Origin of the sequence: Pseudoalteromonas sp. SG44-1, assembly GCF_014164315.1 — a bacterium.
GTDB classification, from domain to species: Bacteria; Pseudomonadota; Gammaproteobacteria; order Enterobacterales; family Alteromonadaceae; genus Pseudoalteromonas; species Pseudoalteromonas rhizosphaerae.
This window is the reverse complement of record NZ_JACJEW010000046.1, coordinates 16,707-34,860: the sequence shown is the minus strand read 5'-3', so window position 1 is coordinate 34,860 and position 18,154 is coordinate 16,707. Positions and strand designations below refer to the sequence as shown.

Annotated in this window: 16 protein-coding genes; 15 read left to right on the top strand and 1 reads right to left on the bottom strand. The window is 39.5% G+C overall.

Translation table 11 applies throughout. From position 1 onward, the window contains the following. Positions 1–1,625 (bottom strand): type VI secretion system Vgr family protein (locus H5187_RS17920; protein WP_182798123.1); only part of this gene is annotated, 1,625 nt, incomplete at its 3' end. Positions 1,626–1,939: 314 nt separating this feature from the next. Here H5187_RS17920 and H5187_RS17915 point away from each other — a divergent pair. The 15 genes from H5187_RS17915 (at position 1,940) to tssG (ending at position 18,128) form a co-directional block, all read left to right on the top strand. After that, entirely contained in the window at positions 1,940–2,359 is a 420-nt protein-coding gene (locus H5187_RS17915; RefSeq protein ID WP_182730837.1) for a hypothetical protein, read from the top strand. A 34-nt stretch (positions 2,360–2,393) separates the two neighbouring features. Next, entirely contained in the window at positions 2,394–2,861 is a 468-nt protein-coding gene (tssJ, locus tag H5187_RS17910) for a type VI secretion system lipoprotein TssJ (protein WP_145242499.1), read from the top strand. Beyond that, positions 2,861–4,201 carry a type VI secretion system baseplate subunit TssK gene (gene tssK / locus H5187_RS17905; protein WP_182740570.1) on the top strand — a complete coding sequence of 447 codons (1,341 nt, stop codon included), beginning with the start codon at positions 2,861–2,863 and terminating at the stop codon, positions 4,199–4,201. Before tssJ ends, tssK begins: the two co-directional genes overlap by 1 nt. Positions 4,202–4,211: 10 nt before the next feature. Beyond that, positions 4,212–4,937: a type IVB secretion system protein IcmH/DotU gene (gene icmH / locus H5187_RS17900; protein WP_257326852.1), complete on the top strand. Its 726-nt coding sequence runs from the start codon at positions 4,212–4,214 to the stop codon at positions 4,935–4,937. Positions 4,938–4,946: 9 nt separating this feature from the next. Next, positions 4,947–8,663 carry a type VI secretion system membrane subunit TssM gene (gene tssM / locus H5187_RS17895; RefSeq protein WP_182798122.1) on the top strand — a complete coding sequence of 1,239 codons (3,717 nt, stop codon included), beginning with the start codon at positions 4,947–4,949 and terminating at the stop codon, positions 8,661–8,663. An 8-nt stretch (positions 8,664–8,671) separates the two neighbouring features. Further along, a complete protein-coding gene (gene tagF, locus H5187_RS17890; protein ID WP_145242493.1) occupies positions 8,672–9,664 on the top strand; it encodes a type VI secretion system-associated protein TagF in 993 nt (330 codons plus the stop codon). Further along, positions 9,661–11,220 (top strand): TssA family type VI secretion system protein, encoded by a 1,560-nt coding sequence (locus H5187_RS17885; RefSeq protein WP_145242491.1) that lies wholly within the window; start codon positions 9,661–9,663, stop codon positions 11,218–11,220. Before tagF ends, H5187_RS17885 begins: the two co-directional genes overlap by 4 nt. Positions 11,221–11,284: 64 nt before the next feature. Then, complete coding sequence (gene tssB, locus H5187_RS17880) at positions 11,285–11,806, top strand: type VI secretion system contractile sheath small subunit (RefSeq protein ID WP_145242489.1); 522 nt, start codon at positions 11,285–11,287, stop codon at positions 11,804–11,806. A 10-nt stretch (positions 11,807–11,816) separates the two neighbouring features. Next, the gene (gene tssC, locus H5187_RS17875) at positions 11,817–13,343 is read left to right on the top strand and encodes a type VI secretion system contractile sheath large subunit (protein ID WP_145242487.1); all 1,527 of its coding nucleotides are present in this window, start codon (positions 11,817–11,819) and stop codon (positions 13,341–13,343) included. A gap of 92 nt (positions 13,344–13,435) precedes the next feature. Continuing rightward, on the top strand, positions 13,436–13,789 hold the full coding sequence (locus H5187_RS17870; RefSeq protein WP_182762099.1) for a hypothetical protein: 354 nt from the start codon (positions 13,436–13,438) through the stop codon (positions 13,787–13,789). A 19-nt stretch (positions 13,790–13,808) separates the two neighbouring features. Beyond that, positions 13,809–14,312: a hypothetical protein gene (locus H5187_RS17865; RefSeq protein ID WP_182719400.1), complete on the top strand. Its 504-nt coding sequence runs from the start codon at positions 13,809–13,811 to the stop codon at positions 14,310–14,312. A gap of 145 nt (positions 14,313–14,457) precedes the next feature. After that, the gene (locus H5187_RS17860; protein WP_007584479.1) at positions 14,458–14,943 is read left to right on the top strand and encodes an Hcp family type VI secretion system effector; all 486 of its coding nucleotides are present in this window, start codon (positions 14,458–14,460) and stop codon (positions 14,941–14,943) included. Positions 14,944–14,997: 54 nt separating this feature from the next. Beyond that, positions 14,998–15,405, top strand: a complete 408-nt coding sequence (gene tssE / locus H5187_RS17855; RefSeq protein WP_145242485.1) for a type VI secretion system baseplate subunit TssE — start codon at positions 14,998–15,000, stop codon at positions 15,403–15,405. A 24-nt stretch (positions 15,406–15,429) separates the two neighbouring features. Then, positions 15,430–17,148 (top strand): type VI secretion system baseplate subunit TssF, encoded by a 1,719-nt coding sequence (tssF, locus tag H5187_RS17850; protein ID WP_145242483.1) that lies wholly within the window; start codon positions 15,430–15,432, stop codon positions 17,146–17,148. Continuing rightward, entirely contained in the window at positions 17,145–18,128 is a 984-nt protein-coding gene (tssG, locus tag H5187_RS17845; RefSeq protein WP_220491355.1) for a type VI secretion system baseplate subunit TssG, read from the top strand. Before tssF ends, tssG begins: the two co-directional genes overlap by 4 nt. Positions 18,129–18,154 lie beyond the last annotated feature (26 nt).

Here is an 18,154-nt window from a genome sequence, read left to right as displayed (position 1 = left end):
TGTTGTTTGAGTTCATTTTTAACATCAATAAATTGATTGTTCTTTATCACAAACTGTACATTGTTTTGCTCGGTTTCTAGGCATAAATCGCGCCCGGCGTGTAAGTTTATCGTCCCAAGTTGGCTGATCCATTCGATAAATTGGCGGCCTGATTGTTTAGCATTTAACTCAAAGTAATGTTCACTGGCGAGAGTTTGTAAAATGACTTTTGGCTCATTGTCGTCATCATCAAATAGTAGTTCGTTGTGGGCTGCGGTTAATAATCGGTTATGCGTTGGATTGGCGGCGGTTACTACGCTTGGTTGATCGCTATTTAGTGCAAAGCCCATAATGTAGGCGTGATTAGGGTCGTTGTTAATACAGCCTATTAGTACCTCTGAACCACCGACGAGTGGAAAGTGCCATCCAGTGGCCTGAGGTTGGTTTTGGCATGCATACAGCGCTAACTTTTGCAAAGCAGGGCTTGACTGCGTTAGTGGTCTGGCATTTTTGTCAAAATCAACGCGGGCTCGATATTGCCCGTTGTCATCAATAAATGCATTGCCGGTCAGTGATTCTACTTTGGCAGGAAAGACCATTGGTTTTGCTTGATGGGGAATAGGGAGTGGCTTAAATGGTGTTCCTCGTTCAATGAATTGCGCTTTACAACTGTATTTAGAGAGCCCTTCATGGCTACTTTCGTCACTTGGTTGCTCGCTGTAGTGCTCGACTGCGATACAGAGCAAGTCACCACTGCTACCAATGCCGGTGTTATCACTTAATGAAATCGAACATCCCGCAAATAAATCACATACGTTACCGGTTAAGCTAATAACTTTATTTAAACTTGCTAGTGCATTACTAAAATTTTGTGCTTGATTAGTTGCGGCGGATTGCGATAACGCGCAGGGTTCAAAGAATGATTGGCTATTGCTGGCAACGGTATTAAATTGCCCATAGGCTGCACTGTTTGCAGTATTGTTATAAATAGACTCAGTAAGTTGAGCATGCATAAAGCCAACAAATTGCTCTCTGTGTTGGTTATTCATTCCAGCGCTACTGGTAACTTCTAAAACGCCGCGCTCAAGGTAGGGACTATTTAAATTACTGTCGCTTATCACCAGTATTTCAGCCGAGTCCTTGCTTTCAAACCAATAAAATAAACCATAGGAAGCCAGTAAACGATGAAAAAACTGCCAATTACTTTCCATTGCTTGTACACACTGAGACATATCAGCAAACGGTTGGGTAACTCTGAAATCTACTTGACCTTGAGAGTATCCGGCTTGTGATGCTAGGTAGTGTAAAACATCTTTTAAATTAACGCCGATAAATACTTTGCTATCTGAGGTGTTTTTTAGCGTACTCAATCGATCTTTTATGACGATATGATAGCGACGCTTGTTGTTGAATAACCCAAGATCGGTGCTTTGTGTTATGAGACCTGCTTGGTGGCGATAGTAATTGTCTTTATTTACAAATGTAATTAAGGCCGACTGTAATAGTAAATCGTTTAAAGGCTCATCAGTGAGGGTGTCGAAAATCAGGTCAAACTCAAAGCTTTTATTTAAGCGTTCAATCCCTTTTACCTGAGTTACGTTCATTGTTTTGTCATTAATATCTAACAATAATCGTGATTGAGACATTTCCTTGTCCTTTGGCTACCTTGGTCGATAATGCGTGTAAAAATACACATTACTCTAACGATAATCAATAAAATATTTGTAATTAACGATATTTAGAGTATATGTAAATAGGTTCATAATATGTTCATTTTTAAAATTATATGGTGTTGTTGTTTTTGTTTGGAACAACTTTATTTGATAAATAGTTGTGTTTTTGCACTGGATTCAGTTGACATTTTAACAACTATGTTTGTATCATGCGCTAATTCTAAGGACTGAAGAATTACCGCGTTAGTGCACCTTTAAGCTGACTAAGTTAAATCAAGGATGATGAAATGAGAAAAAAAGATTTTATAAATCAGGTTGATAGCCTTTACTCCTTGGCTTGGTCTCTAACCTGCAACATCTCCTCTTTACTAGATCAAACAGGTATTCCTGCGCATCGTGTTTTTTCTGAATCCGTTATAGATCAGTTTTTCTTCTTTTTGAATAATCCTCCAAAGAACGATGGAAACATTATTTTAATTAATGAAAATATATCTAGTTATATTCAAGAGTTAATAGTTTTAAATTCTAAATTAATATCTTCAATCGATCATGTTGTCATCAAGTCTCTAGCTGTTGAAAATCAAGAAAATAAAAGTTCAGGCTTTTTTTCTAGAATTTTAAATGGCAATCGCTGGTCCGATTGTGCGTCAGTGCGTTTTAATAGGGTTATTTGCCCTGTTTATGAAGAGATCCTTTGTAAAAACTGAATAATCAATTTTAAAATATCTAATGAGGTATTAAATGCGTTTTGCAATAAATAAAGTAATCTTAGCTGTGCTGTTAATGTCACTCACTGCGTGCATGAGCACTAATGTAGAGTTAGACATTACAGCAACAGATAATTTAAATTTAAATCAGTTTGATGAAGCACTTCCAGTGGTTCTCAGAGTGTATCAATTGTCTGATATTCAGAGCTTTAAAACAGCAACGTTTGAAGAACTTTGGAAGTCAGATAAATCAGTATTAGCAAATTCATTGATCACGTTAGAAGAACGCACTATTAATCCTGCTGAAAAAACAACGATCGCTTTTGAACAAGCTGAAAATGCTCGTTTTGTGGCAATTGTTGCGTTATTTAGAGATCGCCAAGGAGATAAATGGAAAACGTATTATCAACTAGGTGATGGTCCGGTTAAATTATCGACTGCATTAGATGTGCTGATCACAAATAATGAAGTGCAGTTGCCTGACGTGGATGAGGCACAGTAATGAGTACTAAAGCCCCCGTAAAACCCGTCTGGGCTGAAGGTGTATTATTAGCACAACACCATTTTCAGTTATTTGATGAGTATCATGAGCAAAATCAAATTGTAAGACAGCGACTTATTTCTCCATTGGTGTTTGGTATCCAGCATCTTGCAATTGATGAGTCAGCGTTATCGCGTGGGCTATTAAAAATTACTAGCTTCAAATTGTTACTTGAAAATGGTCGATTACTTGATTTTGATCGCCAACAACATGACGAATTAAAGCTGGAATTAGATCCTAACCTAGATGAAGTGATTATTTACATCGCGATTGCTGCCAATAAAATCGTTAGTAATATTGAGGGTTATGCAACAACCGGTCAGCTCAGTGCCTATCATGCAGACTATATTGAATTAAATGATGATCATGATGCTGCACGTAATCGTGAAGTGCTGATAGCGCACCCTAAATTTATATTATTAACAGATAGTGATGTAAAAACTTATTTTGATACTTTAGCGTGTTTGAAAATAGTCCGCGCAGAAGACGGCTCTTTTGTTGTTAATAAACACTTTGTACCACCACTGTTAAATATCAGTGCTTCGGTATATTTAACTGAGCTATTAAATCGCACCGCAAATTTAGTGAATGCGAAAGTCAATGTGTTGCTTAGTCGCAGGAAAAACTTTGGTTCAGTGACTGACTTTGGTCCAAACGAGATGAATAGCTTTTTATTACTTAATGCGATGGCACCTTCAGCAAAGCGGTTGGATCATTTAAAAAGTTTGTCATTAGTTCATCCAGAGCGTTTGTACTGTGAATTGGTTGATTTGATCAGCTCTGTATCGATGTTTGAACACAGTGATTTAGTAAACCAAGTCCCTCCTTATCAGCATAAACAACTCAGCCATGTATTTGGTAAGTTAGATGAGTTGCTAACTAAGCTACTTGAAGGTGTTGTGCCTAAGAAAATGGCTGGCCTTAAACTTGAAAAAGTTTCCAATGCTATTCATCAGGTTGCGACTATTGACTCAGCAATTTTTGAGCATAACGACTTTTATCTAGCGGTTTATTTTGAAGCTGAGGATACCAAGTGGATTGAAACATTTAGCGACCAAGTTAAAGTTGGCGCAACTGAAAAACTCGATATTATGATTTCATCAGCCCTTGCAGGTGTTCAGCTAACTCACTGCCAACGGCCGCCAAATAAATTAGCAATAAAGAGTGGATATGAATATTTCCGTCTTGAATCACATGGTTACATTTGGCAGCAAATAATCGAAGAGCAGTCGTTAAGTTTATTTATTCCATTTGGTTTGCAAGCTGCGCAAATCGAAATAGTTACTGTCGCACGCAATTAAGTTAGGTGAAATGATGCAACAACAATCACAACAACAAGATTTAATCGCCTGTATATCACCGGTTATAAATGCGTTATCGCCATTAAAGCTCAAGCAATCAACCGATCTTGAGCTGAACGATTTTCGTGATCAGTTATTAAATAGTTTTGATGAGTTTGAGCGTAATTGTTATGCCCAACAAGTGACGACTAGTGTGATGCAAGAAGTAAAATTTGCTCTTACTGCAATGTGTGATGAGTTTGTAATGAGCTCCGGAGCGCATTTTCGTATGGACTGGATGTCACGACCGCTGCAGTTAGAGTTTTTTGGCAATAACCGTGCAGGTGAAGAGTTTTTTGAGCGTTTAGCGACTTTGCGTACTGGCGGTGAAAATAAATTTGCGGCGTTAGAAGTGTACTATATTTGTTTGCAATTGGGTTTTGAAGGTATCTATAAAGTTAAAGGAATAGAACAGCTTAAAGCTTTGATAGTTGACATTCGTGCACAAATTGAAGATGTCAAAGGCACGCCTAATGCACTGCTTTCTGATAATGGCGTACCTGCTGAAGGGTTTGCTATGAAAGTCGGTCGTAATGTCCCTTATTGGGTTATTCTGTCGATTTGTTTAGGCTCAATCGCTTCCCTATTTGCAGGCTTTCATTTTGTGATCAACAAGCAGGCTACACAGAGTACGCAAACCATAAGTAATCAGGTGGAAGTACTCACTCAATTGAATAAAACCAACGAGACACGATAAGGCAATACCATGCAAGGAAGAGTAAATAAAAGTAGCCTAGTGCATTTTTTACTGGGCTTAGTGTCATCTCGCGCCACAGGACAGTTGATCGGTCTAATTGCAGTGCTGAGCATTGTTTGGTTTGCTGGGCGCATGGTGGGCTTAGACACGACTGATAAAAAGCTGATTGCTATGGGAGCAGTTACGGCGGTATTCATTTTATTTATTTTTACTCGTTGGTTATGGACTAAGCGTTCTGGCGATAAGTTAGCTTCTGAACTTGCAAATCACAATGCGGGCTCAAGTGCTGAGCTTGATGAAATAAAAGAAAAAATGCAAGAAGCGTTAGGCTCATTAAAAGCATCGCACTTAGGCGCTGGCTATAGTGGTAATACGGCTCTTTATGCACTACCTTGGTATATGATCATTGGTCCATCAGCGACCGGTAAAAGTACTTTATTTGCTAACTCTGGATTACATTTTCCGTATTCAAACTCTAGCGAACTGCATATTCAAGGTTTTGGTGGCACACGTAACTGTGATTGGTGGTTTTCAGATCAAGCGATCTTAATTGACACCGCAGGACGTTACACAACTGAGCAATCAGAAAACAAAGAGTGGTTATCATTTTTAAATTTACTGAAAAAGTACCGTCCAAAATTACCTATCAATGGCGTAATGGTCGCAATTAGTGTGGCTGATGTTTTAACCTCTGACAGTGAAGAAATTCGCCAGCATGTAAAGTTAGTCCGTGAACGTATTGAAGAGTTGATCACGCAACTAGGTGTTATTTTCCCTGTTTATATCACTTTCACAAAAACCGATTTAATTAGTGGCTTTGAACCTTTTTTTAATGACTTATCTGAAAAAGAGCGCGAGCAAGTGTGGGGCGCATATTTACTTGATATTAGTGAAGACCAAAAAACCGATCCGGCTGAAATGTTCGAGCTCAGAATGGATGAATTATACGAACGTTTGTGCCAGCAACGTTTAAGTAAAGTGGCCCGTGAACGAAATGAGCATCGTAAACAGTTGATCCTTGATTTTCCTAATCAGTTTAAATCGGCCTCAACAAAACTAACCGAATTTGTAAACTTGCTATTTAAAGCGAATCCGTACCAAGAAGTTCCTTGGTTTGCAGGCGTGTATTTTACCTCAGGTACACAAGAGGGCACACCAATTGAGCGAATCACCAACGGTGTACGCGATCAATTTGGCGCGGTTGTGGTTGAACAAAAACAAGAAACAATCACCCAAAGCTATTTTATTAATCGCGTTTTTAATGATGTTGTTTTTAAACTACAAGATTTAACTCGGGGTAATCGTAAAAAGCGCTTAGTAGGTCGTTGGTTAAAAGGTTTAACTGTAACCACGGGGCTTGCCTCAATAGCGGCGATTACAGCGTTATTGATTACCTCATACACCAGTAATCAGTTATTGCTTAACCAAGGCGAAGCACGCGTGAAAGCGGTGGTTGAAGTTAATGTAAATAAGGCGAAGGCGGATCAAAAGCTAGCTGCAACACTTGCATTATTTGAGCATTATCAGGAGCTTGTAAGTTATGAAAAAAGCTTACCTTGGTATTTTATTTTTGGTATTTACGAAGGTGACGAAACAACTCAAAGTGTCGCGAATGTATTATTTAACCAGTTAAACCAATTGATCACACTTCCTGCTGAAAAACAGGTGTTAGCACAATTAAAACAGTATGAAAGTCGTTGGAACTCTGATGAGCCGGAGTCACGCGTAGGTATTCGACAACCTTATTACGAAGCACTTAAATTACATTTAATGCTAAGCACACACCCCGAACATAAAAATGATGAATTTGCTAAACAGCAGCTACTTAGTTTTATTAGTAATCACTTTAATATTGATTTAACAGCGCAACAAGATACACCCATTTATAGTCAATTAACTGCGTTGTTAGATGTGTACTTAGCTAATTTAGGTACTGATCTAGAGCATCCTGGGAAGATTAATTTTTGGCAAGCAAATGAAACCGCAATTTATACTGCGCGCGAAAGTTTAAATACTCAACCTGAAGCTGAGCCTCTGTATAAGCAAGTGATAACAAGCTTTGCTGAGCGCAAAAAAGCATTACAGCTTAATCAGTTTATGTCGGCTAATAACCGTGATGTATTAAAAAGTAGCTATGCAATTCCTTATGTATATACCAATGCTGGTTGGCAAGAATATGTATATCCTGAAATTAAACGTATTTCACGGTTAGTGTTCTCAGGCGATTGGGTTATGGGCACCAGTAATGACGAAGGGCAAAATGCTGTAGATGAAGCACAAGCTGAGTCCTTAGCCAAAGCAATGCGTGCTTATTACTTTAAGGATTACGGTAATACTTGGTTCGAATTCTTAAATAGTATTCAAGTCCCAGCGTTTAGAGACTTAAACGATGCAAGTATTGATTTTGCTCGCCTTTCATCAAACGATGGCCCATTGATAGATTTAATGATGCTGGTGAACAATAACATAATGGTTGCTGACGAACCTTCAGCCGTTACCGCGAATAATGACAAAATTGCGACCTTAGTTGCCGGTGCTGCCGACGTTGCGCAGAAAAAAGCAGCAAAAGGAAAGCTAGCTAAACAAGCTATGAACAGCCCTGATTTTTCACAAATGAGTACGGTTAGAGCGCCAGAGCTGGAATCTCGCTTTGCTGATTTACGCCGTTTTACACAAAACGATGATAATAAGCGCAGTTCTGATTACATGGGCCAGTACATTAGTTCATTAAGCAGCATCCACTCAGACATAAAAGCGATGGCGGCGAGTAATGAAGATGATGGCCAAGCTATGATTTTTGTCCAAGATTTACTCTCAGGTAATAATCAAACCAATGCTTTGCAGTCTTCATGGATCATCATTGAAAGCCAAACACGTGCTTTAGACCCACAAACAAAAGAAACGTTGGATACTCTTTTCAAAGCGCCTTTACAAGCGGGTATAGCCACAATTATGGCCAAAGCACGAAGCCAGTTAAATGAAGAGTGGGAAAACCAAGTTTATACAATGTACAGCAACAGCATCGCAGGAAAGTACCCATTTAACCTAAATGGACCTGATGCCGCGATTGCTGATGTGTCGGAGTTTTTAAACACTGAGTCGGGCATATTATGGAACTTTACTAACACTCAACTGAAACCTTTTATGAAAGTACGTCGTGGCGTATGGGAAGAAAAACAGTGGAATGGTGTTGGTATTGGCTTTAGTAAAGAATTACTCGATGGTTTAACAAAAGCAAATAAAGTAACACGTTCACTATTTACTAGTGGCGCAGATTCTGCGGGCTTTAATTTTCAGATGATGCCAGTACCACAAAGAGGCATTCGTGAAACTTATTTAGGCTTTTCAGAGCAAGGTTATCGCTATCGTAATGAGCCGGAGGAGTGGCGTAACTTTTCTTGGCCTGGTCGTGGTGCTGCAGAAAAAGCGATTCTTTATGGTTTAGATAATAAAGGCAATCGAATTTCGATTGAGCAAGATGGTCCGTGGGCGCTACTTAAAGTGCTTAATAATGCTAATGTAAAATGGATAAAAGGCACTGAGTTCTTAGCTACATGGGAACTAACCGATAAGTCAGAACAGCAATTAACAGTACAGTTTTCCTTAAAATCAGGGCGTAATAGCGGTATTTTCTCAAAATATATGCTGACTTCGTTTGCTTTACCGAACTCGTTGTTTTCGAAATCGCCGCAATATGCGCAGTCGAATAATAATTCGGTACAGTAGGGGCGGATATGTTTAATTTATTTTCTAAAAAGAAATCGCCGTTACTAGTAAAACAGTTTTCTTACGGTTATATGGGGAAAACACCAGTACGACCTGATTTTGTGAAGTTAAATATTTCATCGCGTGAATCAGTGGCATTTGATCATTGGTTACAAGAAGGATTTGCTCACCTTAATCGTGGTCGAAAGGCGAATAATGTTGCTGTACTTAATGGTGTTAAATCGTTGTTTTTTGTATCTGGGAACAGTGAAGACAGTAGTTTGCTTGGTATTTTACAACCAAGTAAAGATAGTAGTGGCCGTTTTTACCCTTTTAGCTCTTTTATACATAGCGGATTAGAAACTTATAAACGCCATCCAGCATTTTTGTTTTTATATGCTAGTCATGTGATTGAGCACTTAATTGGTGTGAATGATCGCATTAAAGAAGCGCCATCAATTGATGCGATGGCGGAACAAGCTCATGCTTATAACAAGGTTGCTGATGCGTTGAAGCAACAACCAAATTTAAATCAAGAGCTAGATAAACTGCGCATGATACCGATGAGTGTGCTGTGGCAGCATCTCCAGATGAATGATGTGCATAAGCGTGCTGTATTAATTGAAGAACTATCTGCAGTATTGAAGTCGATTGCAAATAGAGGCTGTCTACGCAGTCAATTTGGTATTCGTTTACCAATGCCACAGTTTAGTCATGAGAGCGCCTTGGTCGCTGGGTTTTGGCTGCATTTAATAGCATCTGTGGTTGCTGATCACAACTGGCAACCGTGGTTCTTTTATCAACTAGGATGTGAAGATCATGCGCCTAGTTTAACGGTGTTTTGTCGTCCTGTATCGGCATCCTATTTTAGCTCGATTTGGTTAAATGAAGACAAATCAACACAAATTATTGATTTGACGAATTTACCATTGAGCAAAGTGCCAAGTGACTACAGTATTAATTTTGCCGATATGGATAACGTAAGTGTATACGATGCACTAAGACGATGGTGTAAAGCATGAGTTTAAAGCAACCACATACTCACAATAGCTGGCAACTATGGCTGGATGAACTTGCTGCACCATTGCAAGGTTTGCCGTGTGGCGAAGATTTAAAATACGAAGAAACATTTAAAAGTCTCAAAGCATCTTCATCGGGTGTTGGTGAGGTTGATTTTAAAGTGATGTTTATTCAAGCAACTGACTTATTACAGAATAAGAGTAAAGATTTACGTATTGTTAGTTACTTATGCTTAGCTGCAACCAGTGAATTTGGGGTGCAGGGGTTAATTAGTTCAATCAAATTGTTTAATAAGATATTGGCTGATTTTAGCAACGACGTACACCCACTTAAAGAGCGCATGCGCAGTGCTGTAAATACCTGGTTTTTACAGCAACAAGAACGTCTAAAAGGGATTTCGCAAAGTCATTCGGCAACCGCAGAACAATGGGCTGAACTAGATGCGGTATTAACCGATTACAACCAACACTCAGTACCATTATTAGATAGTGAATCAGGTCCTTTATCTACTTTAAACGAGTGGACTGACGAGCAAATGAAACGCAACCCAGTTGCAAAGGCAGTCGAGCCGTCAGTTGTTAGTAAAGACGATACTGAACAAGCACCAAGCGACGGTACACCGGCAACAAATTCAACATCATCAGTGCACAGCTCTGTAAGTCAAGTTGCAAGTATTACGGTTGGTGATCTCAGCAGTGACACGGCTTATTTATCAGCTATTCGTGAATTACTGAATTTTGATAAAGAACAAAATAACATCGAGCGGGTGATTAAATTATCACGTGCTGCACGTTGGTCTGGGCTGAAAATACCGGCTAATGAAAATGGTAAAACACGCTTACCAGCACCAAGAGCTGCGGCTTTTGCACCGATTGAAAATGCACTTGCCAGTGAACAACCAGAGCAGGCACTCATGCTTGCTGAAGGCTTATTTATGGAAGGTGCGATGCAATTTAATCTCAACTTACAAATGTTGGTATTAAGTGCGTTAAAACAATTAAATAAAGGCAAGCTAAGTTACTGGCTTGAGCAGCAATTGATTAATTTAACTAGTCAGTTTCCGCTTTTAACTCATTTACAGTACGACGATGGCACAGGGTTATGCAGCCCAGCCAATAAAGAAACGTTACTTGAAATTAGCAATGCACAAACACCAGCAAGCAATAATTCGCAAGGCAATATTTTTGATGAACATTATAGCTTATTGGCTGATGAAGTAGTGCAAGGACAACTCAGTGCTGCGCTTAGCAAGGTTGAGCAATTAAGTACCCCTACCGGGTTTGACCAATCACAAAGCCAATTATTAAAAGCCAAGTTGTTACTTAAAGCGGAGCATTATGAACACGCTTTGGCAATTTTAACCGAATTACTTGAGCAAATTGAAACTTTTCAATTAGCGAAGTGGCAACAACATTTTTGCATGGAAGTATGGCGTTTTGCCAAACAATGTTACGCCAATCTGTCGTTGGCAGAAAGTGATGAAATGAGTTTAGCTGCTAAGCAAATTAGTCAGCGAATGATGGTAACCAATCCGGCTCAAGCAATAGCTTGGATTTAGTTACAAGAGCCTGACTAATGGGTCGAGGTTAATTGGAATTGATACAAACTGCAAAGGAAGAAACATGACAGATACATTTCAAAAAGAGATCCCAAGAGCTCGGATCAATATCTCTTTAGAGCTTGATACGGATGGCGCATCGCAAAAAAGCGAATTGCCACTAAAAATGCTGGTAATTGGTGATTACTCTAATGGTTTAAATACCCAAGACCTTGCTGAGCGTGAACGCGTAACAATCAATAAAAATAATATTGAGCAAGTGTTAAAAGATATGGCACCAAAGGCAAACTTTCAAGTTGCTAATAAGATCAAAGGCGATGGCGAGATCAACGTGAATTTACAGTTTGATTCGTTTAAATCGTTTGATCCAGAATCAGTTGCTTCACAGGTACCTGAGTTAAATAAAATGATGGCAATGCGTAACTTACTGCGTGACTTGAAATCGAATCTTTTGGATAACTCATCATTACGTAAAGAACTAGAGCGGGTATTACAAAACCAGCCAGAACTTGATGAGTTAAAAGCTAAGCTGGATGAAATTGCCCCGCTTGCTTCTGAAGACGAAAAACACCCAGTTACTGAATAAGGACGTTACCATGTCAATGCAAGAACAATTAAACGTTGCAGCTCATTCAATTGAGCAAGCTCCGGTATCAACCTACGAAAGCCTTTGTAACTTGGTCGATATTGCCCCAGTTGCAGATGAGATCAAATTAGACACTTTTCGTGATGCCAGCAACCTTGCTGAAACCCGTGCGAATGAGCGTTTAACAGCGGCAATCAATGTATTTTTAGATATGGCTGGCAGCAGCGGCCAAGAAGTTACGCGTATCGATAAGTTGTTGTTAGATGACTATATTGCGAAAGTTGATACGATTATCTCACAGCAGTTAGACCAGATTTTACATAATCCAAACTTCCAAAAAATGGAATCAGCTTGGCGTTCATTACGTTATTTAATTAATCGCACGCCAAACAATGCCAACATCAAAATCGAAATGCTCGACGTTGATAAAGAAACCCTGCGTGATGACTTTGAAGAAGCGCCTGATACCACGCAATCAGCATTGTACAAGCATGTTTATACCTCAGATTACGACACCCCAGGTGGCGAACCGGTATCGACTATGGTATCGAACTTTGAGTTTGATTGTTCAGCGCCAGATGTTTCATTACTACAAGAAATTTCACGCGTATCAGCTGCGGCGCACTGCCCATTTATGGGCAGCGTAGGACCTAAGTTTTTCTTGAAAGACTCACTTGATGAAGTATCTAAAATTCAAGATATTGGTTCGTACATGGAGCGTGCTGAATTTTTACGTTGGAAAAACTTCCGTGAATCAGAAGATTCACGCTATATCGGCCTAGCGTTCCCACGTTTCTTATTGCGCTTACCGTATGGTGAAACTAATCCACTGCGTAACTTTAACTACCAAGAAGATGTAAACAGTGAACACCATGAGCGCTATTTATGGGGTAACGCAACGTTTGCTTTTGCCGCCAATATTATTCGCAGTTTCCATGATAATGGTTGGGCAGTTAACATTCGTGGCCCACAGTCGGGCGGTAAAGTTGAGAATTTACCACTTCATTCATTCGAAGCAGGTAAAGGCTCAGAAACTAAGATCCCAACAGAAGTATTGATCTCAGAGACTAAAGAGCTTGAATTTGCTAACCAAGGGTTTATTCCACTTAGTTATTATAAAAATTCAGACTTTGCGTGTTTCTTCTCAGCTAATAGTGCGCAAAAGCCACAAGTGCTTGAAACGCCAGAAGCAACCTCAAACGCACGTATTAACTCGCGTTTACCGTATATCTTCTTAGTATCGCGCATTGCGCATTACTTAAAAGTGTTACAACGTGAAAACATAGGTTCTAGCAAACCACGCCACGAATTAGAGCAGCAGCTTAATGATTGGTTAGGTGCGTTAGTTACGAAAATGAACAACCCAGATGAGTCGTTAATTGCAACGCACCCATTAAAAGATGCCAAAGTGACTGTTGCTGAAATTCCGGGTAACCCTGGTTATTACCGCGTTAGTACTTACATAGTGCCGCATTTCCAAGTGGAAGGTATTGATGTGCGTTTGGCATTAGTAGGGCAGATGCCTGGCGAAAAATGAACTGCCAAGCCGCCGATGAAACGCATTTAACGCAGGCTTTTAAAGTGTAAATACGTCAATTTGGTGAGTAGCTGGTTGGTGTAAAAATGTAGATGGAAAAAATTGCCCCAAGTTGGTTGCATCCAACTTGGGGCATTAAAAGGAGTTTACAAATGAAGTGTCCAAATATTAGTGGATTGGAGTTTTCTAAAAAAAATCTAGAGTATTTAGATAAAGCTAGAGAGCTCACTAAACATACTGATCAACTTACAAAAGCGCTGAGCTTCGGTAGTCTAGCTGCAATTTTTGTAGGTAATGGGGCCTTGGTTGCACAATTTAATATATCTAATACAGATTTTGCCCTGATGGCTGAATCGTTATCCTCGGTGTCAAAAATTAAAAGATATGAATTACAAAAAATTTCATATAGTGCGTATAGAAATAGTAGTTCATATAAAGAGCGATAATTTTGGAAGGCGATGATAAATGGTTGTAAAAATGATTAAAATGGTCTGTTTACTCAGTTTGCTTTTGGCTTGTATAGCCAACGCAATAGCCAGTGATAATAAAGTGTTTTTTGCAAAGCAAAAGCTACAGGTAGCAACAATCGCATTTGAAAAGCAGATGGATAAATGTTTTTCAAATGCGAAGAAAATAAGCAGCACTGAATTACAAATCGATGGTATTAGCTTAGAAATGACAAAGACTGCTATTGATTATATGCATTATTCTGCGCTGAGTGCTTGTATGAAAATTCAGTACGAAAGCTATTTAAAAGCAGCTTATTTTTACAAAGCAGTTACGCCGAGCAAGGTGAAGAACGATATTGATAGTTTTGTTTCAAGTACTTGGGTATCTGAATTAGACGCAGAGTATAAGTTTAAGCAATTACCTAAAAGTGTACAGCAACATTTCGAAAAGTTAGCTGTTTTGCAAACTCCATTTGACGCGATGTCGCTAATACTAGAGTTAGATAATCCGTCTTTGTAAAAAATTGCCCCAAGTTGGTTGCATCCAACTTGGGACATGTTCCCCAGTGGCATGAAGCAGAGGGCTTTTTGGGGGGCATAAACATGGTTGTTTATGCCAATGCCAACTAACAGGAAACACTTCATTCTAAAAGGAGAATAATGAAATGGCAATTCCAGCGTATATGTGGTTAAAGGATGACCAAGGTAATGACATCAAAGGTTCTGTAACTGTTGCAGAGCGTGAAGGTTCAATTGAGATCCTACACTTTGATCATGAACTTCGCATTCCTACAGATAACGACACGGGTGAACTTACAGGTACACGTAAGCATGAACCGTTTGTAATTACTAAAGCGGTAGATGCAGCTACACCGTATCTGTATAAAGCGTGCTCGAACGGTCAAACACTTAAGCAACTTGAGCTTAAATGGTACCGTATCGATGACACAGGGACTGAGCGTGAGTATTTCTGCCACAAGTTGGAAGATGTAAAAATTACGTCAATCTCACCAACAATGCACAACGTAAAAGACTTAGACAAGGAGCGTTATCCGCACCTTGAAACAGTATGTTTACGTTATAAGCGCATTACTTGGACATACCTTGATGGCAACATCGAGTTCTCTGACTCTTGGACTGAAGGTCGATAAGTCGGAATTTTTAAAGGATATGCGCAAGCATATCCTTTTATCAGAGGTAAGTTCATGGCGTTATTCGATTTTTTAACTCAACCTGTCATTCGTAATGGACATCAAGGTTTTCAGACTGATGAGCAAAATAGTGTCTGTAACCATCTTAATGAGCTGCTTAATGCTCGCCGTGGGGTGTTAAAGCATTTGGCTGATTATGGTTTGCCCGATGTTGAAGATATTTACGAAGGTTTGCCTTATTCGCAACATACTTTGGCGTTTGAGGTTAAAAAATTGATTGAGAAATATGAGCCAAGAGTGCGTTATGCCAATGTTATTCCAATGGAAATACGTGAAGAAAATTGCGTGATCCGACTGGATATTCAAGCATTTCTAACCAGTGGCCAATGTATTAAGTTAAACACGCGGTTTGAATCAGGCGGTAAGGCTGATGTAATGCAGCACGCTAAAAATGGTGATTAATATTTCAATGAAAAGGATATTTTAATGCAGCAATATTTTGATGCTCAAATGCGTTTATTAACGCAGGCCGGTAAACAGTTTGCACAACATTATCCTGAGCATGCGGGCATGTTAAATATTGATGCCTTAAAAGATCGCGACCCGCATATCGAGCGTTTACTCGAAGGTATGGCGTATTTAACTGCGCACACACAAAAACGCTTGGATGAATCAGTACCAGAAGTGTCAGAGCAAGTGCTGCGTCAATTATGTCCTATTCTGCTTAGTTATTACCCTTCGAGTACGGTAGTGAAATTTAGCCCTAAGCTGGCAATGCAAAAGACTCACATGATTGAAAAGGGTCTCACATTAAAAGCAGATACCGCTGTTGTTGATCATAAAAATATTACTTTTACCACCACGCATAATCTAACAGTAGCACCATTCGATGTTGAGCATGTGCGCTACCAAGAATCACATTTAGGTGCAGAGCTGCGCATTGGTTTACGTTTTGTATGCCAAGGTGAGCGTAAAAATTATGACTTATCAAACTTGCAGTTTTATTTACGCGGCGATACCCCGTTATGTAGCTCTTTATTTAAGCTGCTGCAAACGGCAGAGAAACATGCTGAACTTGATTTTGGCCCTGCGCATTTTGAGCATAATAAAAAGCTTAAAGTAAAAGGTTGCAGTGCCAGTTATTTAAATATTGATGGGGCTCTTTTACCGAGTGCTGAGCAAAGCCATCCAGGCTATGCATTATTACTAGATTACTTTAATGCCAAAGATCGTTTTTACTTTTTAACTTTTACAGGTTTGCAAGACGTTGAGTTTGCAGATCATATAGACCGCTTTGAAATAGTTTTTCGTGGCTCAAGTAAATTACCACCCGGACACCAATTATCCCGTGAAAACCTACTTATAAACTGCGTGCCTGCAATTAATTTATTTTCCCAAGCGGCAGAGCCAATCAGAATCGAACCCAATCGTACCGACTATATGATCACCGCAGATCAAAATCGTACCGATCATATTTTCAGTTACACCGTCGATTCGGTAATGGGGCGCAACTCGCTCAGTGGTAAAACCTATGATTATACACCTCGTTATCAAAGTGTATTTGAAGATGAGAAAAAGCTATTTACCGTATTAACTAAAGATGTGGGTGCAGCTGCGCCAACTCATTACTTACAGTTGCCTTTCAATCTAAATGATGAAAAAGAAACACTATCTGTTGATTTAACTGCTTTTAATGCAGGTTGGCCTCGGCAACTACTGCAAGAAGGTGATTTAAATATTGGCGGGCGCGATATGCCAAGTATTGCCGAGGTTGAGAATGTTATTAGGCCTACTAATTATTTACCGTGCCCAGATCAACCAAAACATTGGCAGCTGATCAGCTTACTTAATGTTAAGTTTTCCCAAATAACTCAAGTAACCGAGCTTAAACGTTTATTAGTGCTATTTGATTGGTCGCAAAAAGCTGAGAATCGCTTGCGTATTGAGAGCATTCAAAAAATAACGGCTACTCCGATCAGCCAAATAAAGCGTGGAATTTTTATTAAAGGCGTAGATGTATTAATTGATATCGATGAGAGTAAGTTTGTGTGCGATGCCGATCTTTATCATTTTTGTAATATGTTGCACCAATTCTTTTTAATGTACGCACCAATTAATGAAAGTGTGCAGACTCGCGTTAATGCTATTCCTAGCTATAAAACCTGGTGTTGGGATATTGAGCCGGGCAAGAGTTATCAATTATGAGTGTGCATGAACCAGCCATAAAGCATCCCGTTTGGGCTAAATTGCCCAAACCGATTGAGCAATTAATTGCTAAGCCTTGGCAGTTTAATTTATTTAAAGCGATGAGCTTAATTGAAAAGCATTGGGCAACGCCTCACGAACTTGACAAAGGCATTAGTGAGCGGGTGATGTTTAAGCCCTATAAAGAGCTTGGCTTTCCAGCAACCGATGTACGTGCGTGTAGCTTAGATAACCAAGGACGCGGGCGACTCAGTTTATCAACGTCATTCTTAGGTTTGTATGGGGTTGATGCGCCAATGCCACATTACCTGTTAGAGCAAGCAGCAAGTGATGACGAAAGTGGTGACAGGGTTCGGCAATTTTTAGATATGTTTAATCATATTTTATATTGCCAACTTTTTCAGGCGTGGAAAAAGTCACAAATCAATGTTGCAGGACGTGGTGCAGATCAATTTGATCATTTAATAGAAGCCATTTTATCTACAAAAACAGATCAAAAAGTACAATGCGGCATTGCTAGCTTAAAACAAACCAGTGCAGCAGGCTTAACTCAATTACTTAAACATACACTTGCAGTGAAAGAGCTGCATGTTGACGATACCCGCGCTAATTGGCAAACAATTGATGCCCCAAGTACATTTGGTGATGATGCCCAGATGGTACTCGGTGGTTCTGCGGTATTAGGTAGCAAAGTATTAGTAAGTGGCAGTATTTTAACAATTGCCATCGGCCCTGTAGACAGTGAAACTGCCATTAGTTTGAACCCTTTGCATGAGCAAGGTAAAAAAATGGCGGCGTTATTAAGCACTCACTTACCAAATAATGTGCAGTGGTTATGCCAAATCAAAGTGGCTAACGAAGCTGTAGAGCAACAGGCAATCGGTGTGTCACCGTTAATACTTGGACACAACAGTTATTTAGGTAGTGCTGCGGCAAACACAACCGTACACAGCTATACCCATCTTCAATATCAACATTAGTAAGAAACCAGATTTAAGGACAAAAC